Raw genomic sequence first — 25,554 nt, forward strand, 5'->3', positions numbered from 1 at the left:
GCGGGACTGTGCCTCACGCCGGAGGGTCGGCGGCGGGGAGGTGTGCGTCCCGGCGGCGTAACAGGGAACCGTGCCGCGCGTAACACGGCCGAAGCACGCTGAACGGTATGCAGACCACCGCGACGCCCACGCACTGCCCGTACTGCGCCCTGCAGTGCGGGATGAACCTGACTCCCGCGCCGGACGGGACCGTCGAGGTGAGCGAGCGCGCGGACTTCCCGGTGAACCGGGGCGCGCTGTGCGGCAAGGGCCGTACGGCACCGGCGGTGCTGGCCTCGAACGTCCGCCTGACCTCGCCGTTGGTGCGCTCCGGTGACGCGCTGGTGCCCGCCTCCTGGGACGAGGCGCTGGACCGGATCGCCGCGGGGCTGCGCCGTACGCGCGAGGAGTACGGGCCGGACGGGGTCGGGGTGTTCGGCGGGGGCGGTCTGACGAACGAGAAGGCGTACACGCTCGGCAAGTTCGCGCGGGTCGTGCTCGGCACGTCCCAGATCGACTACAACGGCCGTTTCTGCATGTCGTCGGCCGCGGCGGCCGGTATCAAGGCCTTCGGCCTGGACCGCGGGCTGCCCTTCCCGCTGGAGGACGTCCCGAAGACGGGCTGCGTGATCCTGGTCGGCTCGAACCTCGCGGAGACCATGCCGCCGTCCCTGCGATTCCTCACCGAACTGAAGGAGAACGGCGGGACGCTGATCGTCATCGACCCGCGCCGCACGAAGACCGCCGAGCAGGCGGACCTGCACCTGGCGCCCCGGCCGGGCACGGACCTCGCGCTGGCGCTGGGCCTGCTGCATCTGGTGATCGCCGAGGGGCGGGTGGACGAGGAGTACGTCCAGGAGCGGACCGTGGGCTGGGAGGACGCCCGGGCCGCCGCGATGGCGCACTGGCCGGAGCACGTGGAGCGGATCACGGGGGTGTCCGTTCCCGAGCTGCGGGAGACCGTGCGGCTGTTCTGCGAGCCGGAGTCGGCGATGGTGCTCACCGCCCGGGGGCCGGAACAGCAGTCCAAGGGCACGGACACGGTGGGCGCGTGGATCAATCTGTGCCTGGCCACCGGCCGGGCGGGGCGTCCGCTGTCCGGGTACGGCTGCCTGACCGGGCAGGGCAACGGGCAGGGTGGGCGCGAACACGGGCAGAAGGCCGACCAGTTGCCGGGGTACCGCAAGCTCGACGATCCGGCGGCGCGGCGGCATGTCGCCGAGGTGTGGGGCGTGGACCCGGACTCGCTGCCCGGGCCGGGGCGCAGCGCGTACGAGCTGCTGGACGCGCTCGGCACGGACATCAGGTCCCTGCTGCTGATGGCGTCCAACCCGGTGGTGTCGGCGCCGCGTGCCGCGCACGTCGAGGAGCGCATCCGGTCACTGGACTTCCTGGCCGTCTGTGACGTGGTGCTGTCGGAGACGGCGGCGCTCGCGGACGTGGTCCTGCCGGTCACCCAGTGGGCCGAGGAGACCGGCACGACGACCAACCTGGAGGGCAGGGTGCTGCTCCGCCGCCGGGCCATCACACCGCCGGACGGCGTCCGCACCGACCTGGAGGTCCTCCACGAACTGGCCGCCCGCCTCGGCGTGGAGAAAGGCTTCCCGACCGACCCGGAGGAGGTCTTCGAGGAACTCCGCCGGGCGAGCGCGGGCGGGGCGGCGGACTACTCGGGGATCACGTACGGGAGGCTGGCGGAGGAGGACGGGGTGTTCTGGCCGTGTCCGACGATGGAGACGGAGGAGCCGACGAGCCGGCCCTTCCTCGCGACCGAGTCGGCGGACTCGGCGCCCGGCCGCACGAAGGCGGCCCCAGCCGAGGCGGCGGGGGGACCCGCCGGGTCGGCGTGCGCGGCGGGTGGCGGCCCTGGCGCGCAAGAGAGCGCACCGGACCGCCCGGCCGTCACGACGTACCACCCCGCCACCACGACCGACCCCACGAGCCACCCCGCCACCAAGCTCGGCACGACCAGCCGCCCGGACGCCGCCGGTGACCCGACGGGCCCCGGCCGTCCCGTTCACCCCGGTACGCCGCGCCTCTTCCTCGACCGTTTCGCCACGCCCGACGGCCGGGCCCGGTTCGTGCCCGTCTCGCACCGCGCGACCGCCGAGGAACCGGACGACGAGTACCCCGTGCTGCTGACCACCGGGCGGGTCGTGGCGCAGTACCAGTCCGGTGCGCAGACGCGACGAGTGGCGGAGCTGAACGCCGCCGCGCCCGGGCCGTTCGTGGAGCTGCACCCGCGACTGGCGGCCCGGCTCGGGGGCGCCCGAGGAGCGAACCGGTGGACGTGATCTCCGCGAGCCCGGCCGTGGCGCCCGCACGGATCACGACCGCATCCGACCCAACACCGTCTTCATGCCTTCCACTGGCCGGGCGAGGGCCGCGCCAACACCCTCACCAACCCCGCGCTCGACCCGACCTCCCGAATGCCGGAGTTCAAGGCGTGCGCGGTGCGGCTGGAGGCGGTGCGGTCCTAGCGGCGCTGTCGGGCGCCGACGACAGCGCCGGCGTCATACCGTGTCGCCCGCCTCGCGGTCCTCCCCCACATAGCCGACTCCGGCGGCGTGGTGGTCTGCGGCACGGACGATGTAGGCGGCGCCTCCCACGATGTGTTCCCCCTCCTGCTGGACGATGTGCAGTTGCCCCTGGCCGCTCTCGTCCATCCCCTCGGGGACTTGTACATTGAGGGCTACGGCTCGCGAGTGGTGGAGCGGAATGCGCACGTCGGACAGCCGGTTCTGGTGGTCGTCCGCTGCGAACAACTCGTAGGCGTGGCGGAAGTCGAAGTTCCGTACCTGGCCCCGGCGGTCGGTGAACCGGGCGGGGAGTACCTGGGGTCCGTCATCGATCGGCCTGACGCCCTCTCCCGGCCGAGGTCCCTGGCCGTTCTCCTCCTCCTCGAACACGGTGAACAGCCTGGTGCCCTCCGGCAGTCCGGCCCAGTGCACGACGAGGGTGAACTGACGGTCGGTGTAGGCGGGGTTGTTGAGGAGTAGGACGAATGCGTCGTCCGGGGTGGGCGCCCCCTCGGTGACGCCGACGACCTGGAGGTTCTTGAGTGTGACGTGCTTCCGGTTGGGCACCAGCGTGCTGACATCGAGGATGCCGGCGCCGTTCAGCGGGTCCTGCGCGCACGTCGTCACCGCCAGGATGCATGAATGCTCGGACGCCGAGAGGGGAGCGTTGTAATCCCAGGCGATCACGCTCGGCTCCGCCGGCTTCAGCTGGCCAATGGTGCGGGTGGGCCCGACCGGGCTCCAGGAGGTGGCCGTCGGGTCGCCGGTGAAGGGCTTGCCGTTCGTCCAGAAATCCGCCGGCAACGCGGGAAGGCCTGCTGAGGCATCAGCGATGAAGGCGCGCACCTGGACGTTGGTCGCCGCGGCGGCTCCGCGGTTGTGTACCTGCACGTAGACGCGATTGATGCGACCGCGCTGGATGCTGCGGTGCTGGAGGCGGCTCAGCGCGACGTAGTCGGAGACCGGCGACGCGGTCTGATAGTCCGGCTGGGGGGCGTCGACGAGGATGTCCGGGCTCTGCCACCACCACAGCCGGTTCGAGCCCGCGGGGTCGAACGGGTCAGGCACACCGGTCGGTGAGGGATAGCCCCGGCCGGAGTCGAGCATGTTGTCGCGCAGGTACAGGTCGGCCATGGGGGCCGTGGTCACATCGATCGGCCGTTCCCACACACTGCGTCCGTGCGTCGCGGCTCGCAGGAGTCTGCGCGGGCCGTGTACCGCGAGGTGGAAGACGGGGACGTTGGGGAGGCCCTGATCCCAGGGGTACCAGTTCTGGCCCGCGTTCTCGGTGCGGAACACTCCGACGTCGGCGCCGCAGAAGAGCCGGTTGTTGTTGTTCGAATCGATGACGATGGTGTTGACGGGGTTGGCCTGGGCCAGTCCGTTGGAACGCGGCGTCCACTGGGCGTCGTTCGGCCCCAGTCGCCAGACGTGGTCGTTGGTGAACTCCCCTCCGCCTTCGCTCTGGAGGACGGAGCCCAGCGTGGCCCAGACCGTTCCGGTGTTGTCCACGGCGAGGTCGGAGATGGAACTCGAGGGCATGGGCGCGGTCACGTCGGTGCGGGTGACGTCCGCCGGGTTCCACGTGGCGCCGGTGCGCAGCAGCCGGTAGACCCTGCCGGTATTGGTTCCGACGTAGATCGTCCTGTTGTCGGAGTGCACCGCTATGGCGGTGATCGCCGTTTGGATACCGGAGGTGACGGCCGACCAGTTGTCGGCGTTGTCGGTGCTGCGCCAGAGTTCCCTGCCGCCGAAGTAACAGATGTTCGGGTCGCCCGGGTCGAAGGCGAAGGGCGAGTAGAACCCGGCGCCGCTGTCGATCCCCTTGTTCTTCAGCAACCAGGTCCTGCCGGCGTCGTCGGAACGGAGGATGTAGGTGAAGAAGTACTGGTGGTACATGCGGGTGGGGTTCTGCGGGTCGATCGCCGTGAACCCGCCGTCGCTGCCGTCGACCGCTCTCCAGGCGGGCAGGCCCTCGTAGCGCTGCGTGCCGTTGTCCTGCGTGCCGCCCAGCATCACGTTGTCCCAGGTCGAGTGCTGGGCGATGGAGATGTACTGCAGGGTGGCCAGGTGCCGGTTGCGCGACGTCCATGTCAATCCGGTGCTCGTTGACACATAGACGCCGCCGTCGTTGACGTCCCAGCAGGTGGCGGCGGAGGCCGGATCGAAGGCGAATGCGTGGTGGTCCGAGTGGATACCGGGGACGGGGTTGAAGGTGCCGCCGCCCGTGAGGCTGCGGTACAGGTTGACTTCACCTAGGAAGAGGATGTTGGGGTTGGTCGGGTGAATGGCGACATGAAGGTCGTAGCCTGTCTGGCGGCAGACGTTGAACCGGAAGGTGTGCGTGTGGCCTGTGGCGTCGGCGTTGCTGTCGACCACGACACCTCCTCCGGCTGCCATGGTCGCGATCTGCTGTGCGGTGAGTGAGACCGTGTGCGTGTGGACGGGCGCTCCGGGTCCTCCGCCCTGTGCGGTCGTGTAGGTACGGGGGGCCGCCGTAGCGATCAGATCCGCACCCGGTACGAGCACCGAGTGGAAGTGGCCCGGGCCCGGCAGATCGGAGTTGTACCAGGCTGTGACATTGAGGCGGACGGGTATGGCCGACCATGTGGTTCCGCCGTCCGTCGTCCGGGCCAGGCCTGCGAGATTGCCGTTCGATCCGAACACCGCGATGATCGTTGAGGGGTTGTTCCGACGCTGGGACAGCTCCACGCGGTCGTGCACGGCCGGCAGGGCGGACGCGGTGATGCGGGCCCAGGCCGACCAACTGCCTGATGTGCGGGTACTCGTCCACAGGCCGAAGCCCTTGAACGCTGCGACGAGTTTCACGCCGCCAGACGCGTCCAGTGGGATGACCACCAGGTCGCTGGCGTCCCCGGGCCTCAACGACAGCCAGTTCATCCCATCGTCGGTGCTTTCGTACACGCCAATGCTGGAGGAGAGGAACTGGCGCTGTCCGCTGGTGTCCGTGGGATCGAAAAGGATCCGGGAGATCTCGTCCCGTTCGAAGACGGTGGTTCCGAGCTCCGTCCAGGTCGTGCCGCCGTCCCGCGACCGCAGGACGCCGTTGCCGTAATAGGTGCCGCCGTAGATGTTGTTGTACTCACCTGTCCCGGCGATGATGTGATTTCGGTTTCCGGGGTCGATGGCCACGGTGCCGATGGCCAGACTTCGTTGGTAATCGGTCTTCGGCGACCATGTCAGACCCCGGTCGGTGCTCTTCCACAGCCCGCCCCCGGCCGTGCCCACGTACACCGTGTTCCCGTCCAGCGGATCGATCGCGATGGCAAGAGTCCGGCCGGCGTTCGCGTCGTCCGCCCACAGGACCGGGCCGGGACCCACCGGCGTCCAGTTCGCCCCTCCGGGCACCGGTGCTGACCGGTCGAACGTGCCCGTGTCCTCCTGGCTCGTGGTCGGCTGCGTCGCCAGCACGTCCCGGCTTGCTCGCAACGAGCGTATGTCTTCGATCTGCCTCGCGCGGGCCCCCAGCGGGACGTGCCCTATGTGGCCGAAGCGCCGCTCGAAGTGGTAGCGGTCCCGTGCGAAGGGATCTTCGAACTCTCCGGCCTCCTGCCCTCCGGGCAGGTCCGCCGGAGTGTCGTGGGGATCAGGAGGCGGCGCGTCGGGTCGCTCGCGCAGGACGAGAGTGCGGTGCGCGACGACGGGGCCGTCCTTGGACGAGGACGAGGCCGTGAAGATGTGCTCCCCGGGCGGCAGCTGCATGGTTGAAACCTGAACGACAAAGGTCCCGGAGCCGTCCGGCAGGATTCCCCCGGGTCCCGTCAGGCCCAGTGGCACGCGCTCCACATGGGCTGGACGCCCGTCGACGGTGAGACTCACACTCCACCCGCGCCACCCTTCCCCCCGGACATCGACCCTCGTTCCTTGCAGACAGTCCGGCGGCAGTACTTCGAGCGTAGTCGTGGCGTTAGCGTCCATGTCCAAACACCCTTTGGAGAACCGCATGGTGTTGATTTCCGACGGCGAGCCGTGCTCGCCTCACCCGGGGCGGGCCTCTTTGACCTTTCGCCACTCGCTGCGCGCGAGTAGCGAGAAACCGACCGTGGCGCAGAACGCGACAGCGACGATCACCCACTCCAGCGCACCGCTGCCCATGTCCGGCTCCACACCGAAGACCCGCTCGATCCAGTCGCGCCAGACGAGGGTGACGACGAAGAGAATTCCACTGATCGCAGCGGCGATGGTTTCTGTCCATGCGCGCCTTCGCGCGTTCCGCATCACGATGGACACCCCCAGACAAGGTGGTCACGGTGTGGTGCGCGCAGGCTACAACGGCACATTTCCAGTAAGCGCCACCAGGTCGCCTTCTACAACTCGTGGGCGAGTACGCACAGTCCGGTTTCATCTTCACAAATTGCAGTGTCAACAGCTTTTGGAGAAACGGACTCTGGCGCCGAGTGCGTCGGCCAGGTCAGGCATGTCGTCCCGGCTGCGCAGGGCGGCCGCCGCCGTCAGGTGGCCGAGGCGCAGTCATTGCCGCGGAATCGAGGTCTCGCAGGCCGCCGGAGAGGTACCCGGCGGCGAAGGCTTCGCCTGCGCCGACCGGTTCGACCACCTCGACCGTGAGGGCGGGGACGAAGGTGACCCCGCCCGCCGTGTACGAGGTCGCGCCGTGCTCCGCGTCCTTGACGACGACGAGTGGTGCCGGGGCGAGCAGCTCGGCGATGTCGTCGGGGTGGGCCGTGCCCCGGAGGGCCTCGGCCTCGTCGCGCCCACGAAGACCAGGTCGGCGGGGCGGGCGAGGATCCGGAACGCTGTCGCCGCGTCCACGCCGGGGCGCCGCTCCACCGGTTCCGCGTCCGTGCCGGTGCGGCGCAACGTCGTGGCCTGGGAGTAGCGCGCACGGCGTGGGGGCCCGCGCCCCGTGACGCGGACCCGCCCGATGAAGTGCCGACCGGCTCAGCCGACGTCGACCGCGCTCCAGGCCGCGGCCACCGCCTTCTGCTCCGCACTGTCGCCGCCGTAGAGGTCCTTGGCCGCGTTCAGGGTGGCCGTACGCGCGCCCGCGTAGTTGGTGGAGGACGTCATGTAGACCGTCAGGGCGCGGTACCAGATCTTGCCGAGCTTGGCCCGGCCGATGCCCTGGACCGTGGAGCCGTCGCAGGTCGGCGAGTCGTGGCTGACGCCGTTGATCGTCTTCGCGCCGCTGCCCTCCGCGAGCAGGTAGGCGAAGTGGTTGCCGACGCCGGAGGAGTAGTGCACGTCGAGGTCGCCGAGCTTCTCGCTCCAGCAGTCGGCGGACTTGCCGTCCCTCGACGGCTTGTCCATGAAGCGCAGCGCCTCCCGGCCGAGGCCGGAGCGGACGATCTTCTCGCCGATGCGCCAGTCGCCCCGGTCCTCCGCGTTGTCGGCGTAGAACTCGACCAGCGTGCCGAAGATGTCCGACGTGGCCTCGTTCAGGCCGCCGGACTCGCCCGAGTACCGCAGCGCCGCCGTCTTCGACGTCACACCGTGGGACATCTCGTGCCCGGCCACGTCCAGCGACACCAGCGGCCCGAGCTGCTTGCCGTCGCCGTCGCCGTACGTCATGCAGAAGCAGTTGTCGTCCCAGAAGGCGTTGTTGTAGTCCTTGCCGTAGTGGACGCGGTTGAAGGAGCCCTTGCCGTCGCCGGCGATGCCGTTCCGGTCGTGGACCTTCTTGTAGTAGTCCCAGGTGACGTCCGTGCCGTACTGGGCGTCCACCGCCACCGTGGTGCGGTCGGAGGCCTCGCCCGAGCCCCACTGGTTGTCGGGGTCGGTGAAGACCGTCGCGGGGGCGCGGGTCAGGCAGACCGTCAGCAGGCACTTGTCCGTCTGGTTCGCCGCGTCGCCCGTGTAGGTGCCACCGCGCGTCGCGTCCTTCAGCTGGTACGACGCCCCGGACTGCGTCGTCTCCAGCGGAACCGTGCCCCCGTAGAGGGACTTGCCGTCGCCCGAGGCCGATTCCATCGTGTCCCAGGTGTCTATTCGGTCGCCGGTCGTCGCGTCGGTCAGCACCGTGCGCCCGACCGGGTTGCCGAGCCCGTCGTGCGCCACCGCGTCGGTCTGCCAGGCCAGCTTGGGGGCGCCGTGCAGGGCGTCGACGACCAGCCGGGGCTTGGCGCTCAGCTTCTTCAGGGTCTCGCCGAGGTGCGCGGCGCGCAGCAGTCCGGCCGCGAGGTCGGCGGCCTTCGGGGCGGTCACCTTCGGTGTGACGGTGGCGAGGGAGAGTTCGGACTTCGTCGCCCGGCTGGTACTCCGGTACGTGCCGTCCGGGTTCAGGTGGAGGACGAAGTCGCCGCCGAGGACCGGGAGTCCCCGGTAGGTGCGGTCGTAGCGGACGTGCCGGGTGCCGTCCTCGTCGATGACGACGTCCCGGACCTTCGTCTCCTGGGCCGAGGAGAGGCCGAGAGCCCCGGCCCGGTCCGCGAGCACCGTCTCCGCGTCCTCGATCACGCTCGACCTGGTCGGTCCGTCGACCGCGCCGGCGGTCGGGGAGAGCACGGCGGCCAGCAGGGCGGCGGTGCCGGTGACGGCCACACCGGCGGTGGCGAGACGGGAACCGCGGACATGACGTATCCGACTCATCGGTCTCCTCATACGGGCACACCCGGTCGCGTGGGGTCGACCGGGTGCGGCGCTGATGTTGACCGCGAGTTAATGCGGCCCGGACATGTCATGTCCATAGGCCCGCTGTGCAGGTGTGTGAGGGTGGAGAATCGTTCCTGTGACCCTCCCCTTCTTCGTCTACGGCACCCTCCGTCCCGGCGAGGTCAACCACGACCTCTTCCTGCGCGGCCGCATCCGCTCCGCGGAGCCGGGGCGGCTCGTCGGGGCGGTGCTGTACGAGGGGCCGGGCTACCCCTACGCGGTCGAGGAGCCGGGCGACGGCGAGGTGAGCGGGGACCTGGTGACCGCGCCGCCCGAGGGGTACGCCGAGCTGCTCGCCGAGCTCGACCGGCTGGAGGAGTACGTGCCGGGCGACCCGCGCAGCCTGTACGAGCGCGTCGAGCGGAAGGTCGTACGGGAGACGGACGGGGCGGCGGTCCGGGCCTGGGTGTACGTCGCCGCGCCCGCCGTCGCCGCGCGGCTGCGGGCCCGGGGGAGGCCGATCGCGGGCGGGGACTGGCGGGCGCGGGGGTGAGACCGGGGCGTTCCGGGAGGGCGGCTGCCGCGCCTCAGCCCCCGTACGGCCGCTTCTCCCTGGCCTCCCTCAACGCCTCGCCCCACCAGACCAGTTGGTCCAGCATGGTCTTGGCCGCCGCGTCCGGGCCCGCCGGGTCCCGCAGGGCGCCCTCGTCGTCGAAGGACGCGCCCGCGTTGTGGAAGGAGACCGTGTCGCGGACCGTCACGGCGTGGAGCTCGGCGAAGACCTGCCGGAGGTGCTCGGCGGCGCGCAGGCCACCGGCGAGCCCACCGTAGGAGACGAGGGCGACGGGTTTGGCCCGCCACTCGCCGTAGTGCCAGTCGACGAGGTTCTTCAGGCCCGCCGGGAAGGAGTGGTTGTACTCGGGCGTCAGGACCACGAAGGCGTCCGCGCCGGCCAGCTTCGGGGTGATGCCGGACAGCGCGGCGGTCGCCTCCGGGGTCGGTTCGAAGGAGGTCGGCAGCTCGGCGTCCGCGACGTCCACGACGTCGGCGACGATGTCGTCCCGGTCCCGGAGACGGCCGAGGAGCCAGTCGGCCACGACAGGGCCGAAGCGGCCGTGGCGGTTACTGCCCACGACGAGGGTCACGCGGAGGGGGCCGGTCTCGGTGAGGGCGGCGGTGGGCTTGCCGGTCAAGGTTGTGTTCATGCCGCAGAGCCTCGTACCTCAACCATTCTTGAGGTCAAGTCGTGCCCCGCACCACACTCGGGTCACCCGTTCACAGGCGCACCCCGCGGATTTCCTCACCCCGCCAGACGAGCGCCTGTGACCTGCCGAAACAGACTCGACGGGCCGCCCTGCCGACCTCTCCTGACACCCATTCACCCCAATTCTGACGCCCCATCAGGAAGCGCGGTCGCGCCGCTGCCCGTTACCTCGGAAAGGCAGGTGCACGACCGACAGCTCGAAGGAGCACCGATGCGACGTACCGTCCGGCCGCTGACCGGGGCCGCGCTCGCCGTCGCCGCCGCGGCGCTCTCCGTCGCCCCCGCGTACGGCGCGTCGGCCGGCGACCTGGAGGTGTCCCCGGCCTCGGTCGTGCCGGGCGGACAGGTCACGGTGCGCACGGCGGCCTGCGGCGACGGCGGCGCGGCGACAGGTGACGCCGACGCGGTCGGGGCCGGTTCCCTCAGCCTGGCGCCGGGCCCGGACGAGCAGGACGCGAGCGGGCGGTTCAGGGTGCCGCCGAGCGCGCAGCCGGGGACGTACGAGATCACCGCGACCTGCACCGGGAGCGGCCACCGGGTCACCGGTGACCTGGTGGTCACGCTGACGGCCGGGAGCCGGCAGGTGCAACCGAGAGGGAGTGTGAAGACGGGGGTCGGCGGCGCCTTGGGCACCGATCCCGTGCAGACCGCGGCCGGTGTGGCGGCCCTGGCCGTCGCCGCCGCGGGCGGTACCTGGCTCCTGCATCGCCGGGCGAGAGGCGACGGGATCTGACGGACACCCTCCGCTGTCCGTCGCCGGTACCGCATGTCCCTCCCCCTCCGGGTCCGACGCCCCTCGCGGCCCGGAGGGGGTACGGGGCGAGCATCAGGAAGGGGTCGGTCATGCGCGGGTTCCCCCGACACGGCGCCGGGTTCGGTGATCCGGCCACCGCCGCCATAGCGGCCGTCACGGTGTGCGCACTGTGCTCCGGGGCGTGGCTGCTGCGCGACGGCGCCGGGACGCACGCCCCGCCGCAGCCGTCCGCCGCACAGGCCCGCGGCGGTCACGACGGGCAGGACGGCCGTGCCCGGGAGCGCCCCGCCGCCCCCGCGCTGCCACCGTCGCCGCCCGACCGTGTCCGCATCCCGGCGATCCGGGTGAGCGCCCCCCTGACCGGACTCGGCCTGACGAAGACCGGCGGTCTCGGCGTACCGCCGGCCGCGCGGAAGAACCTCGCGGGCTGGTACGAGGCCGGCACCACGCCCGGCGAGCGGGGCACCGCGATCGTCGCCGGCCACGTCGACAACGCCGACGGCCCCGCGGTCTTCTACGACCTCGGCGCCCTGGCCAGGGGCAGCACGATCGAGGTGGACCGGCGGGACGGCGGCGTCGCCGTGTTCACCGTGGACGCCGTCGAGGTGTACGCCGCGAAGGACTTCCCCGACGAGAAGGTCTACGGCGCCGCCGACCGCCCCGAGCTGCGCGTCATCACCTGCGGCGGCGGCTGGTCACGCGGCACCGGGTACCAGGGGAACGTGGTCGTGTTCGCACACCTGACCGACAGCCGCTGACTGCGGCCGGGGCCGTGGCCGGGGCCGGGGCCGTGGCCGGGGCCGGGGCCGCCTCCGTGACCGTGACCGTGGCCGTGGCCGGGAGTTCCTCTAGGCCGCCCACTGCTCGTACGCCATGTTCGCCACCAGCGCGAACACCACCGTCAGCAGCACGACGCGGACGAAGCCGCTGCCCTTCTTCAGGGCCGTGTGGGCGCCCAGGGTGCCGCCCGCGAGGTTGAAGACGGCCATCACGGCGGCCAGTTGCCACAGGACCGCGCCCTGCCAGGCGAAGGTGGCGAGGGCGCCCGCGTTGGTGCAGCAGTTGACGATCTTGGCGGTGGCGGAGGCGGTGACGAGGTCGAGGTGGAGGACGGCGGTGAGGGCGAGGACCAGGAAGGTGCCGGTGCCGGGGCCGATGAGGCCGTCGTAGAAGCCGATGCCGAGGCCCGCGAGGCCGATCGCCGCGAGGATCTGCCTGCGAGTGGCCGGGCCGGTCGCGGGGGCCGTGCCGAAGGCCGGGCGCAGGATCACGAAGGCCGCGACCCCGAGCAGCACCACCATGATCACCGGCTTGAGGACCTCGGTGCTCATCCCGGCCGCGAGGAAGGCCCCGGCGGAGGATCCGGCGAGCGCGGCCAGGCCGATGCGGACGGCGGTGCGGACATCCACCGGCGCCTTGCGGGCGTAAGTCACCGCCGCGCCCGTGGTGCCGACGATGGCGACCGCCTTGTTGGTGCCGAGGGCGTGCGCGGCGGGCGTCCCGGACGGCAGTCCGAGCAGCAGCACCGGCAGCAGGAGCAGCCCGCCGCCACCGACCACGGCGTCGATCCACCCGGCGGCGAGCGCCGCGAGGCAGAGCAGGGCGATCATGGTCAGTGATATGTCGGGCATGATCGAGACCCTATGCGAGGCCCGTGCAGTGCCCCTCACAGCCCGCTGTCACCGCACCTCGGGAACCCTCACACCCGGCCCCCGCCCCCGCTGAGGGCAGCGTTCCCCGTGGGAAACAGACGTGATGCTGCCGGGTAACACCGGCACCGCACGCTCAAGGGCATGACCTCGAATGAGCGTGTGGTGGTGATCGGCACCGGCCTCGCGGGCGTACGGCTCGCCCGGCGGCTCGGTGAGCTCGGCACGCCCGCGTCGCTGATCGGCGAGGAGGAGCACCGGCCGTACAACCGGGTGCTGCTCGCCGAGGTGCTGGCCGGACGGTACGGCCCCGAGGTGGTCGCCCTGCCGGCGCCCGCGGAGCTGCGGCGCGGGCGGGTCACCGGCATCGACCGCGACGGGCGGACCGTCACCTGCGCCGACGGCACGGTGATCGCATACGACCGGCTCGTCCTGGCCACCGGATCCAACCCCGTTCTGCCGCCCCTGCGCGGACTGTTCACCCCCGACCACGTCCTGCCCGAGGGCGTCCACGCCTTCCGGACCATGGACGACTGCCTCGGCCTGTCCAAGGCGGTCCGGCCGGGTGCGCGGGCGGTCGTCATCGGCGGCGGGCTCCTCGGGGTCTCCGCGGCCCGCGCTCTCGCGCTGCGCGGAGCCCAGGTCGTCCTCGCCCAGCAGTCCGAACGGCTGATGGAGCGCCAGCTCGACCCGGCGGCCTCGAAGCTCGTCAAGCGGCATCTGACCGACCTCGGCGTCGAGGTGCACACCGAGTGCCGCGTACGGGACGTGCGCTGCGTCGGCGGCGCCGTCCGCTTGGTGGAGATGGCCGACGGATACGCGCTCGACGCGGACCTGGTCGTCGTCGCCTGTGGCGTGCGCCCCCGGGTGGGTCTCGCCCAGGCCGCCGGCCTCGACGTCCGCAAGGGCGTCGTCGTCGACGACGAGCTGCGCACCTCCGACCCGTACATCCACGCGATCGGCGACTGCGCCCAGCACGACGGCGTCGTGTACGGCCTCGCCGCTCCCGCGCTCGAACAGGCCGACGCGCTGGCCGAGTTGCTCGCCGGTGACGTCAACACCCGCTACACCGGCACCCGCTCGCTGACCCGGCTCACCCTGAACGGGCACGAGGGCCCCTTCGACCTCGCCGCGTTCGGCGAGACCGAGGCGCTCCCGGGCGACGACGTCGTCCAGCTCGCCGACGCCACCCGCGGCACCTACCGCAAGGTCGTCGTCCGCGACGACCGGCTGGTCGGCGGGGTCCTCATCGGCGAACTCGGCACCGTCGGCGCGCTCGCCCGCGCCTGGGAGGGAGCAGAGCCGCTCCCCTCCGACGGCGGCCCGCTGCTCCACCTGCTCACCAACGATGGAGGCTCCTGATGACGGCCACCCTGGGGGCCACCCCCACGATCGTGCTCGTCGGCCACGGCATGGTCGGCCAGCGCTTCCTCGAAGCGCTCGCCGAGCGCGGCCTGACCGCCACGCACCGCGTGGTCGTGCTCTGCGAGGAGCCGCGTCCGGCCTACGACCGCGTCGCCCTCACGTCGTACTTCTCGGGCAAGACGCCGGACGACCTGTCCATGACGGACATGGAGTTCATCAAGGACCACGGCATCGAGCTGTACGTGGGCGACCCGGCGGTCTCCGTCGACCGCGAGGCGAAGAAGGTCACCGCCCGGTCCGGTGAGGTCTTCGAGTACGACACGCTCGTCCTCGCCACCGGCTCGTACCCGTTCGTGCCGCCCGTCCCGAACAAGGACGCCGAGGGCTGTTTCGTCTACCGCACGATCGAGGACCTGCTCGCGATCGAGGAGTACGCGAAGACCAGGGCCACCACGGGTGCCGTGGTGGGCGGCGGTCTGCTGGGCCTGGAGGCCGCGGGCGCGCTGAAGGGCCTGGGCGTCGAGTCCCACATCGTGGAGTTCGCGCCCCGGCTGATGCCCGTGCAGGTGGACGACGGCGGTGGCGCCGCCCTGCTGCGCACCATCGAGGAGATGGGCCTGAGCGTCCACACGGGCGTGGGCACGCAGGAGATCGTGGTCGGCGAGGACGGCGCCGTGACCGGCATGAAGCTGTCCGACGGCTCCGAACTCGCCGCCGACATGGTGGTGTTCAGCGCCGGTGTCCGGCCCCGCGACCAGCTCGCCCGGGACTGCGGTCTGACGGTCGGTGAGCGCGGCGGCATCACCGTCGACGAGCAGTGCCGTACGGTCGCCGACCCGCACGTGTTCGCGATCGGCGAGTGCGCGCTCGCCGCCGACGGACGGGTCTACGGCCTGGTGGCCCCGGGCTACGAGCAGGCGGAGACGGCGGCGGCGACGATCGCCTCCGACGAGGCGTCCTTCACCGGCGCCGACCTGTCCACCAAGCTGAAGCTGCTCGGCGTGGACGTGGCGTCCTTCGGCGACGCGCACGGCACCGCCGAGGACTGCCTGGACGTCGTCTACTCCGACTCCCGCGCGGGCCTGTACAAGAAGCTGGTCATCGGCCGCGACGGGACGCTGCTCGGCGGCATCCTGGTCGGCGACGCGGACGCCTACGGCACGCTGAAGGCCTTCACCGGCTCGGTCCCGCCGGTCTCGCCCGAGTCGCTCGTGCTGCCGGCCGGGGCCGGGGAGTCCGTCCAGCTCGGCCCGTCGGCGCTGCCGGACGACGCGATCGTCTGCTCCTGCCACAACGTCTCCAAGGGCACCATCCGCGGCGCGGTCACCGACCACCAGTGCACGACCGTGCCCGAGGTGAAGAAGTGCACCAAGGCCGGCACCGGCTGCGGCTCCTGCGTCAAGGTCCTCGGCCAGCTCGTCAACGCCGAGCTGGAGGCCGGCGGCATCGAGGTCGACAAGGGCCTGTGCGGCTGCTTCGCGCAGACCCGCGAGGAGCTCTACGAGATCGTCCTCGCCCTGCGCGTCAACAGCTACCAGGAACTGCTGGACCGGCACGGCCGCGAGGAGGCCCGGGGCGGGGACGGCTGCGAGGTCTGCAAGCCGGCCGTCGGCTCGATCATCGCCTCCCTCGCCCCGGCGATCGGCGCGAGCGGCTACGTCCTGGACGGGGAGCAGGCGGCCCTTCAGGACACCAACGACCACTTCCTGGCGAACCTCCAGAAGAACGGCTCGTACTCGGTCGTACCCCGCATCCCCGGCGGCGAGATCGCCCCGGAGAAGCTGATCGTGATCGGCGAGATCGCCCGCGACTTCGGCCTCTACACGAAGATCACCGGCGGTCAGCGGATCGACATGTTCGGCGCCCGCGTCGAGCAGCTGCCCGTGATCTGGGCCCGGCTGGTCGACGCCGGCTTCGAGTCCGGCCACGCCTACGGCAAGTCGCTGCGCACGGTGAAGTCCTGCGTCGGGCAGACCTGGTGCCGCTACGGCGTCCAGGACTCGGTCCGCATGGCGATCGACCTGGAGCTGCGCTACCGGGGACTCAGGTCGCCGCACAAGCTCAAGTCGGCGGTCTCGGGCTGCCAGCGCGAGTGCGCGGAGGCACAGTCGAAGGACTTCGGCGTGATCGCCACCGCCAACGGCTGGAACCTGTACGTGGGCGGCAACGGCGGCGCGACCCCGCGTCACGCGGACCTGCTCGCCCAGGACCTGTCCGACGCCGAACTGGTCCGGCTGATCGACCGGTTCCTGATGTTCTACATCCGCACGGCCGACCGCCTGGAGCGCACCTCGACCTGGCTGGAGCGGATCCCGGGTGGCCTCGACCACGTGCGGGACGTCGTCGTCCACGACTCGCTCGGCATCTGCGACGAGCTGGAGAAGCTGATGCGGGACCACGTCGCGCACTACCGCGACGAGTGGGCCGAGACCATCAACGACCCCGAGAAGCTCGCCCGGTTCGTGTCCTTCGTCAACGCCCCGGACACCCCGGACCCGGTCGTCGCCTTCGTGCCCGAGCGCGACCAGATGAAGCCCGACCTGCCGCTGCTGTCCATCGGTATGCGACCCGCCGACGTTCTGGAAGGAAGCACCCAGCGATGACCCTGGCACCCGAGACCACCGAGCTGAAGATCGAACTCGCCCTGGACGGGGACTGGTTCACGGTCTGCGACCTGAGCACGCTGCTCCCGGGCCGCGGGGTGGCGGCACTGCTGCCGGACGGCCACCAGGCCGCGATCTTCCGCGACCGATCCGGCGAACTGTTCGCCATCGACAACCGCGACCCCTTCACCGGCGCGGCTGTCCTCTCCCGCGGCCTCACCGGCACCCACCGGGGCCGCCCGTTCGTCGCCTCGCCGCTGCTCAAGCAGCGCTTCGACCTGGCGTCCGGGCAGTGCCTGGACGACGAGGAGGTACGTGTGACGGCGTACCAGGTGCGCACCGCGTAGGAGGGCCGGGCCGAGACACCCCGGAGACGACGTTCGGCGCGGTGGCCGTGCCCCTGTGAGCGTCACGCCTGTGAGCGTCACGCTTTGAGGGCGCCGTACGTCACCCCGGTGAGCTCCTCCGACGCGGCCCACAGCCGTTCCCCGGCCGCGTCACTGAGGGTCCAGGGCGCCCGCCAGGACGGTGCGGGCACCCCGCGCCACATCGCGAAGGACGGGCCGGTGAAGGAGTCGGGCCGTACGCCGGGGTCCGTCGCGGCGTACAGGACCGGCAGGGCGCCCGCCTCGGCCGACTGCGCGAAGACCCGGTTGCCGATCGACATGAACCGCTCGGCGGCCCGGCGGCCCTCCGCGCGCGGCCCGGCCGTCTGGAGGTTGGTCGCGGCGTACCCGGGGTGCGCCGCGGCCGCCACCAGGCTGCTGCCGTGTGCGGCCGCCCTGCGCGCCAGCTCGTGGACGAACAGCAGGTTCGCCGTCTTGGAGCGGGCGTAGGCGATCCAGCGCCGGTAGCGCCGCTCACCGTTGAGGTCGCGCATGTCGATGTTGGCCAGCGCGTGCGCCGGGCTGGAGACGGCCACGACCCGCGCTCCCGGTGCCGCGAGCAGTGCGGGCAGCAGCAGGCCGGTGAGCGCGAAGTGCCCCAGGTGGTTGGTCCCGAACTGGGTCTCGAAGCCGTCCGCCGTACGGCCGTACGGCAGCGCCATCACCCCGGCGTTGTCGACGAGCACGTCCAGCCGCTCGTACGGGAATCCGGCCGCGAAGTCGCGCACGGAGGCCAGGTCCCCGAGGTCGAGCCGCCCCAGCTCGAGCCGGGCCTGCGGCAGCTCCGCCCGGAGCCGGTCCACGGGCGCGTTCCCACGGGCCTCGCTCCGGCACGCGAGCACCACCCGCGCCCCCTTGCGCGCCAGCTCCCGCGCCGTGACGAACCCGAGCCCGCTGTTCGCGCCGGTGACGACGGCGACGCGGCCGCTCTGGTCCGGGATGTCCTGCGTGGTCCAGCCCGGCATGACGGCCTCCCTCCACGGTGTGATGACGACCAGCCTACGAGGACCCGCCGGGCGACGGCGTGGCCCCGGCGGCCCGGGCGCAGTGCGGCCAGTCGCCGAAGTCCCGCTCCCTGCTCCACAGTTTCCTCGCCGCCTGGATGTTCCACTCCGGGTCCAGGGCCTGGCGCGGGGTGCCTTTGAGGTCGCGCAGCCGGGCGTCGGAGATCTGGAACAGGCCCCAGTTCCGGGTGCCGTTGGTGTTGGGCAGGATGTGCAGCGGATCGAGGAAGGACTGGCAGTCGGCGATCGCCACCGCCTTGTCCGGCGCCTCGGGGAACACCTCGCGGACCCGCTGCCGCACCTTCTCCTGTGGCCACACGGTCATCCGCACCCGTGAGGTGTACAGCGCCTTCTTGGTGGGCTCCTCGACGACCCCGTTGGGCTGGAGCCCCGCGAGCACCTGGAAGGCGGTGACCCGGCGCAGGGTCTGCGGCCCGAAGTCCCCGTCGACGTCGATGTCCGCGCCCTTGGTGTGCAGGAGCCGCTGGACCTCCTTCACGCACGCGTCGTGCTCGCCCATGGCGATGGTGGTCGGGCAGCCGGCCGAGAACAGGGTGCGGCTGTCCCCGGTGCCGTGTCCCCCGCCGCCGTCGCTGTTCGACGACGCCCGGCCGTTCGACAGCGTCCAGGTGGCGACACCGAGGGTGGCGAGGAGCACGGCGGCGACGACGGTGGCGCGGAGCCGGCGTCGGTGCGACCGGGCGTCGGGCCGGGCATCGGGCAGGTCGGTCGCGGTGGTGCCCTCCGGCTCGGTGGGCCGGTCGGTCGCGGTGGTGCCGTTCGGCTCCGTCTGCCGGTCGGTCGCGGCGGTGCCGTTCGGCTCCGTCTGCCGGTCGGTCGCGGCGGTGGCAGCAGGCTCCGCGGGCCGGTCGGGTGCCGGGCCGGCGCCCGCTCCCCCGGCCCCGGGGTCCCTCTCCTCGGCTTCCGGCTCCGTCTCCGCCGTCTCCGTCCTCGCCGCCGTCTCCGCCGTCTCCGTCCTCGCCGCCGTCTCCGCCGTCCCCGCCGTCCCCGCCGTCTCCTCTCCCGCTCCGGCCGCCTTCGCCGCGTCCGCCAGGGCCCACAGCCGGTGCAGGGTGCGCCGTTCCTCCGGGGTCGCCCCGCACACCGTGGCGAGCCGGTGGACACTGCCGTAGTCCTGCGGCACCGAGGTGCCACGGCAGTAGCGGTGCAACGTCGAGCCGGCCAGTCCGGACTTCCTGGCGAGGGCCTCGTAGCTCAGACCGGACCGGATCTTCAGCGAACGCAACAGTGCGGCGAACCGTTCCGTTTCCGGGCACTCAGGCATCGGGTTCCCCCCTCGGATACCCCACAGGGCGCTGGTCGGGCGCCTCGAAGCGTCACTGTGCCACCAAAGGCGTCCCGTGGCCGTCCCAACGGTCGTGGAACGCGCCAGTTGGGCCGCGTCCCGGCATCCCGGCATCCCAGCGGGCCCCGCTCTCCTTGCCCGTCCCGGTCGTGCCTTGCCAGCGTCGGGCCGTCCGAACCACCGGGTCACGACCTTCGAGGAGACCAGGCTCATGCGCCTTTCCGTACGCCGGCACACCCGTACGAACCCGCTGCTCGCGGTTCTCGCCGTCAGCGCCGCGGCCGTCACCGCCCTGGCCGTTCCGGGCTCCGCGTCGGCGGCCCCGGCCGCGCCGACCGCGGTGGACTGCGCGTCCGGCCACGTCTGTTTCTGGACCGGCTTCAACTTCACGGGCAGCAAGTGCTCGTGGGACGTGGCCGACCCGGACTGGCAGAGCGGTTCCATCAGGTGTTCCTGGGCCGCCACGACCAACGTGAAGTCGGTGTGGAACGCCGGCACCAGCAGCTCCACCGGCGTCGCGTACTACCGGGGCGCCGACTACTCCGACCGGATCGGCTGCACCCGCCAGCAGCACGGCGGCAACCTGGCCGGTACGTACAAGGTCCGCTCCCACAAGTGGATCTCGGGCAGCTGCGGCTGAACCGGCCCCCGGCACCAAAGCGGTGGCGTGCACGCCTGCTCGGGCGTGCACGCCACCGCTGCATGTCCCACCAGCAGGTGGGTCAGCCCACGAGGGGCGAGCGCGAGTGCTCCTCCGGCAGGGGCCGGGTGTCGAGGTAGAACCACTCGGCGTCGGCGGTGGGCCAGGGCGAGGGTTCGGCCGCTTCCTCCTCCGTGGTGGCGACCGGGCGTCGCCTGGGCAGGGGCGCCGTCGCCCGAGCCTCGGAGCCGGGCGTCGCGGCACCGGCCGGCTTCGCCTCCCCCGGCATCAGCAGTTCCACCCGCAGTCCCAGGCCGCGTTGCTGGGCGGTGAACTCCTCGACCTGGCTGCGGCAGGCGTGGTCCAGGTGGGTCACGCCGGTCAGGTCGAGCCGGATCCGCTGCTTGCCGGACGCGGCGGCGCCCTCCAGCGCCTCGATGACCTGTGGGAGCCGCAGGAACGTGGCGTTGCCCGCCATGACGATCTTCGCCGTGTCCGCCTCGACGTGCTGACGGATCACGGTCTGCGACATGCGCAGCGCGGCCAGCACGATCCCCGCGGCGACGCCGAACAGCACGCCCTCCAGCAGCGCGGTCGCCACGATCACCAGCATGGTCATCGTCATCACCGCGAACTCGCCCTTGTCCTGCCGCCACATCTTCGGGAACTCGGCGGGCGCGAACAGCTTCCAGCCGCTGTGCACGAGGACACCGGCCAGCACCGAGATCGGGATCAGCGCGAGCACCTGCGGCAGCAGCAGCGCGAACGCGAGCAGCCACAGGCCGTGCAGGGTGCGGGAGAGCCGGGTCTTGGCCCCGGCCTGGACGTTGGCCGAACTACGGGCCACGACCGCGGTGATGGGGAGCGCGCCGAGGATGCCCGCGACCGTGTTGCCGGCGCCCTGGGCGATCAGCTCGGTGTTGTAGCGGGTCCGCGGGCCGCTGTGCATCCGGTCCACGGCGGCCGCGGTGAACAGGCTCTCGGCGGACGCGATGACCGTGAAGGTGAGGATGGCGGTGATGATCGCCCCGTCCGCGAGCCGGGCGAACTGTTCCGGTCCCGGCACCTGTACGGACGCCAGCAGGTTGCCGACCTGGAGGGTCTTCACCTCCACGCCGGGCAGGGCGGCGACCACGATGCCGATGCCCACGGCGACCAGCGCGGCCGGTATCTTCCCTGCCGGTCCCGGCACCTTCTTCCACATGAAGCTGAGCACGATGGTGGCGACACCGAGCAGGGTGGCGATCAGCGCCTGCGGGTCGGCCAGGATGCCGGCCAGCAGTCCGGGGATGCCGGCCATGTTCTCGAGCGCGGTGCCGGGGGCCTTGGCGTCCGCCAGCGGATAGGCCTGGCTGAACATCAGCGGCACACCGATACCGGCCAGCATGCCCTGGACGACGGCGACGGAGATGGCCTGGAACATCCGGCCCAGTCGCACCAGTCCCAGCACGATCTGGAGGATGCCGGCGAACAGCACGATCACGCCGAGCATGGCCACGCCGACCTCGGCGACGGTCTCCGCGACGAGCGCGGCGAGTCCGGCGGCCGGTCCGCTGACCTGGAGCGTGCTGCCCCGGACCGCGCCGACCACGAGACCGCCGATCACCCCGGAGATGATCCCGAGCTCGGGCGGGACGCCGGAGGCGACGGCGACGCCGATGCACAGCGGCAGGGCGACGAGGAAGACGACGAGGGAGGCGGTGATCTCCGTGGCCAGGTCGCCCTTGGCCCCGCCCTTGCCTCCGGCGCCCTTCGCACCACCCGTCACACGGCCGAGCAGCCCGCCCAGCACACCGCCGACCGGGCCTCCTTCCGGCCGGCCGGCTCCACCGGCCGCCGGACCGCCCCCGGGGCCGCCGCCCGGCCCACGTCCCGGCGGACCGCCCCCGGGGCCGCCCGTCCCGCCTCGCGGCGGACCGCCCATCATGCGCCCGGACGGGCCGCCCATCGGGCTCCCCAGGCGTCCGGTCACCGTCCCGGTCGCCTGCCGGCCCGCTCCGATGTGGCCTCCGGTCCCCCAGTCCGCGTCACCCCCCGCGTGGCCACCGACGGACCCCCACCCCGCGGCCCCCTCACCGCGACCGCCCGGGCCCCAATCCGCAGCACTGCCCGAGGAACCACCGGCCCCCCAGTCCGCAGCCCCCGCCTCGGGCCCCGTCGACGACCAATCCGCCGCCCCTTCCCAGCGACCCCCCGTCCCCCAGTCCGCACCACTCCCCGAAGAACCTCGGGTCCCCCAGTCGGCGTCACTCCCCGAGGAACCATCGGTCCCCCAGCCGGTGTCACTCCCCGAGGAACCACCCGGCCCCCAGCCGGCATCACCCCCACCGGAACCGGCGGCCCCCCCAGTCCGCGGCACCCCCCACCGGCCCCTCCGACCGGCCGTCCGGCGCGCCGCCGCCGCGTATCCGGCCCCGCGCGTGTGCCCCGCTCACGCGGCATGCACCCGGAAATCGCCGTCGTCGCCGAGTTCGTAGACGAACCCGGTGTCGACCTCGTAGTACCAGCCGTGCAGCCGCAGCCGTCCCGTGTCGAGCCGCTGACGGACCCCGGGGTAACTCCGCAGGGCCGCCAGCTGGTTGACGACGTTGCCCTGGGACACCTCCGGCAGCGACGGATCGTCGGGAGCCGTCTCCAGGACGGAGGTGAGTTCGGGTCGGGCGATGCGGAGCCAGGCGTCGACGCCGGGCAGCGCGGACAGGTCGTCGCCGGACTTCAGCGCACCCATCGCGCCGCAGTGTGAGTGACCGCACACCACGATGTCCTGAACTCCGAGCACCTCCAGTGCGTACTCGATGGTGGCCGCCTCTCCGGAGGCCCCGGGCCGTCCGTAGGGCGGCACGATATTGCCTGCGTTACGTAGCTCGAATATCTCTCCAGGTCGCGCACCCGTGATCAGTGCGGGTATCACCCGCGAGTCCGAGCAAGTGATGAACAGCGCCTCCGGGTATTGCCCTTCAGCCAGTTTCCGGTATTCGCCGCTGTCGAAATCGATGCGCGTCCTGAACGTGCGGGCGCGGTCCAGCAGTGCCTTCAACTCCGCCTCCTGAGCTGCAAGTTCATCCTGTGCACCACACCGTAGACGGACGACCTACAGAGGAAGGTTAAGCGGACTCCAGAGCCCGGCCAGGAATTGAACATTCTTTGTCCCGGATATACATACGAACGGTCGTCTTGTAGCGTGTGAACTCCTGGACAGGGAATGAGAATTCACGCTGCCCGGACTCATGCCGGCTCACGGAGAGACAGGACGAATGGGCATACGAGTACTGCTCATCGAGGACGACGAGACGATCGCCGAACCACTCACCGAGGGCCTCGGCCACTTCGGGCTGACGGTCGACCACGTCGCCACGGGCACGGACGGCCTGAGAGGCCCGTACAACGACGTCGTCCTGCTCGACCTGGGGCTGCCGGACATGGACGGCATCGACGTCTGCCGCGGCATCCGGCAGGTCTCGGACGTGCCGATCGTCATCCTCAGTGCCCGCGGCGAGGAGGCCGACCGCGTACTGGGTCTGGAACTGGGCGCCGACGACTATCTGGCGAAACCTTTCAGCGTGCGGGAACTGGTGGCCCGGGTCCGTGCCGTGACCCGCCGTACGCAACGCGGCCGGCAGGCGTTCCCCGAGCCCGCGCAGGCCGCCGAGCCGCCGTACGAACCGCCCGCCCCGGCCTACGCCCACGAACCGGCCCCGGCCCTCTCCTACGACCCTCCTGCCACACCGTCGTACGACCCCGCCCCCGACCCCCCGCTCGACCCGGGCCCGCTCGTGGTGGACCGCCGGACCCGTCAGGTCTGGGTCGGTGAGTCCCCCGTGCTGCTCACGCCCAAGGAGTTCGACCTGCTGGCCCTGCTCAGCGAGGACCCGGGCGCGGTCTACTCGCGCCAGCAGATCCTGGACCGCGTCTGGGACCCGCACTACGACGGCCCGACCAAGACCCTGGACGTCCATGTGGCCGCGCTGCGCCGCAAGCTGGGACACCCGGCGTGGATCCGGACGCTGCGGGGCGTGGGTTTCCGGCTGTCGGTGCACACGGGGCCGAACGCGCCGCAGGTGGCCTCCCCATGACCCGCCGGCTGCTGCTCAGCTACCTCAGCCTCGCCGCGCTGGTGCTGCTCTGCCTGGAGATCCCGCTGGGCTTCGTCTACTCGCGCGGCGAGCGGGAGCGGGTGGTCAACGCGGCGAAGGACGAGGCCGAGTCGGTCTCGGCGTACGCGGCGCTGTCCCTCGCGGCGGGACGGGCCGAACGGGACCTGCCCGCGCGGGTGGTGCACTGCGCGCACCGCATCGGAGGGAAGGTCGTGATCGTCGGCGCCTCCGGCTCGCCGCTCGCCACCTCGCACCCGATGGACACGGAGATGTCCGGCGCCCTCGCCGCCCGCCCGGGCATCGCGGCGGCGCTGCGGGGCACCTCCAGCGTGGACGTGCGCACCTCGAAGATCGGCGGGGTCGAGTACCTGTCGGTGGCCGCGCCGGTCGGTCAGGAGGCGCGGCCGGTGGGTGCCGTGTGGCTGACGGTGCCCACGCGTACGGTGCACGAGCGCGTGCACCACGTGTGGCTGCTGCTCGCCCTCGGCGGACTGGCCGTGCTGACGGCGGTGGCCGTGGTCGGCTTCGCCTTCGCCCGCTGGGCGGGCCGCCCCATTCGCGAACTGGAGCACGCCACCCACGAGTTGGCCGAGGGCGGCGGCCGGTTCACCCCGGTGACGATCACCAAGGGCCCGCCGGAGGTACGCAGCCTGGCCGCCGCGTTCAACCACACCGCGGCCCGGCTCGCCCATCTGCTCTCCTCCCAGCGGGCGTTCGCGGGCGAGGCGTCGCACCAGCTGAAGACGCCGCTCGCGGCGCTGCGGCTGCGCCTGGAGAACCTGGAGCCGGACGTGGCCGCCCGGGCCCGGGGCAGCCTCACGGCCGCCGTCACGGAGACGGACCGGCTGGCGCGGATGGTGGGTCACCTGCTGTCGATGGCCCGGCTGGAGGAGCACGCGGCGATCCCCGCCACCGTCGACCTGGGCGCGCTCTGCGCGGAGCGGCACCGCACCTGGCAGCCGCTGTTCACGCGGGAGGGCGTCTCCCTCGCGCTGTTCGCGGGGAGTGTGGGCCCGGTGCTCGCGGTGCCGGGAGCCGTCGAGCAGATCATGGACAACCTGCTCTCCAACGCCCTGCGGGCGTCCCCGGCCGGCAGCACCGTCACAATCGAGCTGCGGGTGCAGGCCCCGCCCCGTCGCGCCCTGCGCGACAACCGCCCCGGCTGGGTCGACCTGCACGTCACCGACGAGGGCCCCGGCATGACGGAGGAGCAGCGGGCCCGCGCCTTCGACCGCTTCTGGCGCCCCCCGGGCGCCCCCAAGGGCGGCACGGGGCTCGGGCTGGCCCTGGTGCAGCGCCTCGCCCATGCCAGCGGCGGCGAGGCGACCCTGCGCGCGGCGGCGACCGGGGGCCTGGACGTGGTGATCCGGCTGCCGTCGGCGCGGGTACGGGCCGAGGGCGGCGGGCCGGGCGGGGACCGC

At 72.0% G+C, this 25,554-nt stretch carries 21 protein-coding genes; 11 read left to right on the forward strand and 10 right to left on the reverse strand.

Annotated features, from left to right (window positions below):
* Window positions 1-107 precede the first annotated feature (107 nt).
* Window positions 108-2,273, forward strand: a complete 2,166-nt coding sequence (locus tag SSQG_RS12210) for a molybdopterin oxidoreductase family protein (protein ID WP_003990064.1) — start codon at window positions 108-110, stop codon at window positions 2,271-2,273.
* 219 nt (window positions 2,274-2,492) lie between these two features.
* Here SSQG_RS12210 and SSQG_RS12215 read toward each other — a convergent pair whose 3' ends face one another.
* From SSQG_RS12215 to SSQG_RS42145, 3 genes are all read right to left on the reverse strand, one after another.
* Window positions 2,493-6,338, reverse strand: coding sequence for a glycosyl hydrolase (locus SSQG_RS12215; RefSeq protein WP_158681029.1), 3,846 nt, complete (start codon window positions 6,336-6,338; stop codon window positions 2,493-2,495).
* 159 nt (window positions 6,339-6,497) lie between these two features.
* On the reverse strand, window positions 6,498-6,749 hold the full coding sequence (locus SSQG_RS12220; RefSeq protein ID WP_003990066.1) for a hypothetical protein: 252 nt from the start codon (window positions 6,747-6,749) through the stop codon (window positions 6,498-6,500).
* Between the two features lie 181 nt (window positions 6,750-6,930).
* Window positions 6,931-7,185 (reverse strand): PfkB family carbohydrate kinase, encoded by a 255-nt coding sequence (locus SSQG_RS42145; protein ID WP_244299483.1) that lies wholly within the window; start codon window positions 7,183-7,185, stop codon window positions 6,931-6,933.
* On the opposite strand from SSQG_RS42145, the gene SSQG_RS42150 reads away from it, so the two are divergent.
* Entirely contained in the window at window positions 7,132-7,356 is a 225-nt protein-coding gene (locus SSQG_RS42150) for a hypothetical protein (RefSeq protein WP_208865636.1), read from the forward strand. The two genes, SSQG_RS42145 and SSQG_RS42150, sit on opposite strands and share 54 nt — an antisense overlap.
* A 62-nt stretch (window positions 7,357-7,418) precedes the next feature.
* Here the strand turns inward: SSQG_RS42150 and SSQG_RS12230 are convergent, their stop codons facing one another.
* A complete protein-coding gene (locus SSQG_RS12230; RefSeq protein ID WP_003990067.1) occupies window positions 7,419-9,065 on the reverse strand; it encodes a M4 family metallopeptidase in 1,647 nt (548 codons plus the stop codon).
* A 139-nt stretch (window positions 9,066-9,204) separates the two neighbouring features.
* On the opposite strand from SSQG_RS12230, the gene SSQG_RS12235 reads away from it, so the two are divergent.
* The gene (locus tag SSQG_RS12235; RefSeq protein WP_003990068.1) at window positions 9,205-9,621 is read left to right on the forward strand and encodes a gamma-glutamylcyclotransferase family protein; all 417 of its coding nucleotides are present in this window, start codon (window positions 9,205-9,207) and stop codon (window positions 9,619-9,621) included.
* 34 nt (window positions 9,622-9,655) lie between these two features.
* Here the strand turns inward: SSQG_RS12235 and SSQG_RS12240 are convergent, their stop codons facing one another.
* On the reverse strand, window positions 9,656-10,273 hold the full coding sequence (locus tag SSQG_RS12240) for an NADPH-dependent FMN reductase (protein ID WP_003990069.1): 618 nt from the start codon (window positions 10,271-10,273) through the stop codon (window positions 9,656-9,658).
* A gap of 270 nt (window positions 10,274-10,543) precedes the next feature.
* Here SSQG_RS12240 and SSQG_RS12245 point away from each other — a divergent pair, with 270 nt between their 5' ends.
* Window positions 10,544-11,065: a hypothetical protein gene (locus SSQG_RS12245; RefSeq protein WP_003990070.1), complete on the forward strand. Its 522-nt coding sequence runs from the start codon at window positions 10,544-10,546 to the stop codon at window positions 11,063-11,065.
* A 110-nt stretch (window positions 11,066-11,175) separates the two neighbouring features.
* The gene (locus tag SSQG_RS12250; RefSeq protein ID WP_003990071.1) at window positions 11,176-11,844 is read left to right on the forward strand and encodes a class F sortase; all 669 of its coding nucleotides are present in this window, start codon (window positions 11,176-11,178) and stop codon (window positions 11,842-11,844) included.
* A gap of 90 nt (window positions 11,845-11,934) precedes the next feature.
* Here SSQG_RS12250 and SSQG_RS12255 read toward each other — a convergent pair whose 3' ends face one another.
* Window positions 11,935-12,717, reverse strand: a complete 783-nt coding sequence (locus tag SSQG_RS12255; protein WP_003990072.1) for a sulfite exporter TauE/SafE family protein — start codon at window positions 12,715-12,717, stop codon at window positions 11,935-11,937.
* A 162-nt stretch (window positions 12,718-12,879) separates the two neighbouring features.
* Here SSQG_RS12255 and SSQG_RS12260 point away from each other — a divergent pair, with 162 nt between their 5' ends.
* Genes SSQG_RS12260 through nirD form a run of 3 tightly spaced genes read left to right on the forward strand, consistent with a single transcriptional unit; the run spans window position 12,880 to window position 17,050 of the window.
* Window positions 12,880-14,097, forward strand: a complete 1,218-nt coding sequence (locus tag SSQG_RS12260; protein WP_003990073.1) for an NAD(P)/FAD-dependent oxidoreductase — start codon at window positions 12,880-12,882, stop codon at window positions 14,095-14,097.
* On the forward strand, window positions 14,097-16,703 hold the full coding sequence (nirB, locus tag SSQG_RS12265) for a nitrite reductase large subunit NirB (RefSeq protein WP_039932488.1): 2,607 nt from the start codon (window positions 14,097-14,099) through the stop codon (window positions 16,701-16,703). Before SSQG_RS12260 ends, nirB begins: the two co-directional genes overlap by 1 nt.
* Window positions 16,700-17,050, forward strand: coding sequence for a nitrite reductase small subunit NirD (nirD, locus tag SSQG_RS12270; RefSeq protein WP_003990075.1), 351 nt, complete (start codon window positions 16,700-16,702; stop codon window positions 17,048-17,050). The genes nirB and nirD overlap by 4 nt, the downstream gene beginning before the upstream one ends.
* Before the next feature lie 77 nt (window positions 17,051-17,127).
* On the opposite strand, the gene SSQG_RS12275 is transcribed toward nirD, so the two are convergent.
* Both SSQG_RS12275 and SSQG_RS12280 read right to left on the reverse strand, forming a co-directional pair.
* Window positions 17,128-18,054: an oxidoreductase gene (locus SSQG_RS12275; RefSeq protein WP_003990076.1), complete on the reverse strand. Its 927-nt coding sequence runs from the start codon at window positions 18,052-18,054 to the stop codon at window positions 17,128-17,130.
* Window positions 18,055-18,088: 34 nt separating this feature from the next.
* Window positions 18,089-19,378, reverse strand: a complete 1,290-nt coding sequence (locus SSQG_RS12280; protein ID WP_039932491.1) for a helix-turn-helix domain-containing protein — start codon at window positions 19,376-19,378, stop codon at window positions 18,089-18,091.
* A 232-nt stretch (window positions 19,379-19,610) separates the two neighbouring features.
* Here SSQG_RS12280 and SSQG_RS12285 point away from each other — a divergent pair, with 232 nt between their 5' ends.
* Window positions 19,611-20,039 carry a peptidase inhibitor family I36 protein gene (locus SSQG_RS12285; protein WP_052310267.1) on the forward strand — a complete coding sequence of 143 codons (429 nt, stop codon included), beginning with the start codon at window positions 19,611-19,613 and terminating at the stop codon, window positions 20,037-20,039.
* Between the two features lie 82 nt (window positions 20,040-20,121).
* Here the strand turns inward: SSQG_RS12285 and SSQG_RS12290 are convergent, their stop codons facing one another.
* Window positions 20,122-21,831: a SulP family inorganic anion transporter gene (locus SSQG_RS12290; protein ID WP_039932493.1), complete on the reverse strand. Its 1,710-nt coding sequence runs from the start codon at window positions 21,829-21,831 to the stop codon at window positions 20,122-20,124.
* 639 nt (window positions 21,832-22,470) lie between these two features.
* Complete coding sequence (locus tag SSQG_RS12295) at window positions 22,471-23,076, reverse strand: carbonic anhydrase (RefSeq protein WP_039932495.1); 606 nt, start codon at window positions 23,074-23,076, stop codon at window positions 22,471-22,473.
* Window positions 23,077-23,293: 217 nt separating this feature from the next.
* Between SSQG_RS12295 and SSQG_RS12300 the strand changes: the two genes are divergently transcribed.
* Complete coding sequence (locus tag SSQG_RS12300) at window positions 23,294-24,112, forward strand: response regulator transcription factor (RefSeq protein ID WP_003990080.1); 819 nt, start codon at window positions 23,294-23,296, stop codon at window positions 24,110-24,112.
* Window positions 24,109-25,554 (forward strand): sensor histidine kinase (locus SSQG_RS12305; protein ID WP_003990081.1); only part of this gene is annotated, 1,446 nt, incomplete at its 3' end. The genes SSQG_RS12300 and SSQG_RS12305, both read left to right, overlap by 4 nt.

The organism is Streptomyces viridochromogenes DSM 40736 (assembly GCF_000158955.1).
GTDB classification, from domain to species: domain Bacteria; phylum Actinomycetota; class Actinomycetes; order Streptomycetales; family Streptomycetaceae; genus Streptomyces; species Streptomyces venetus.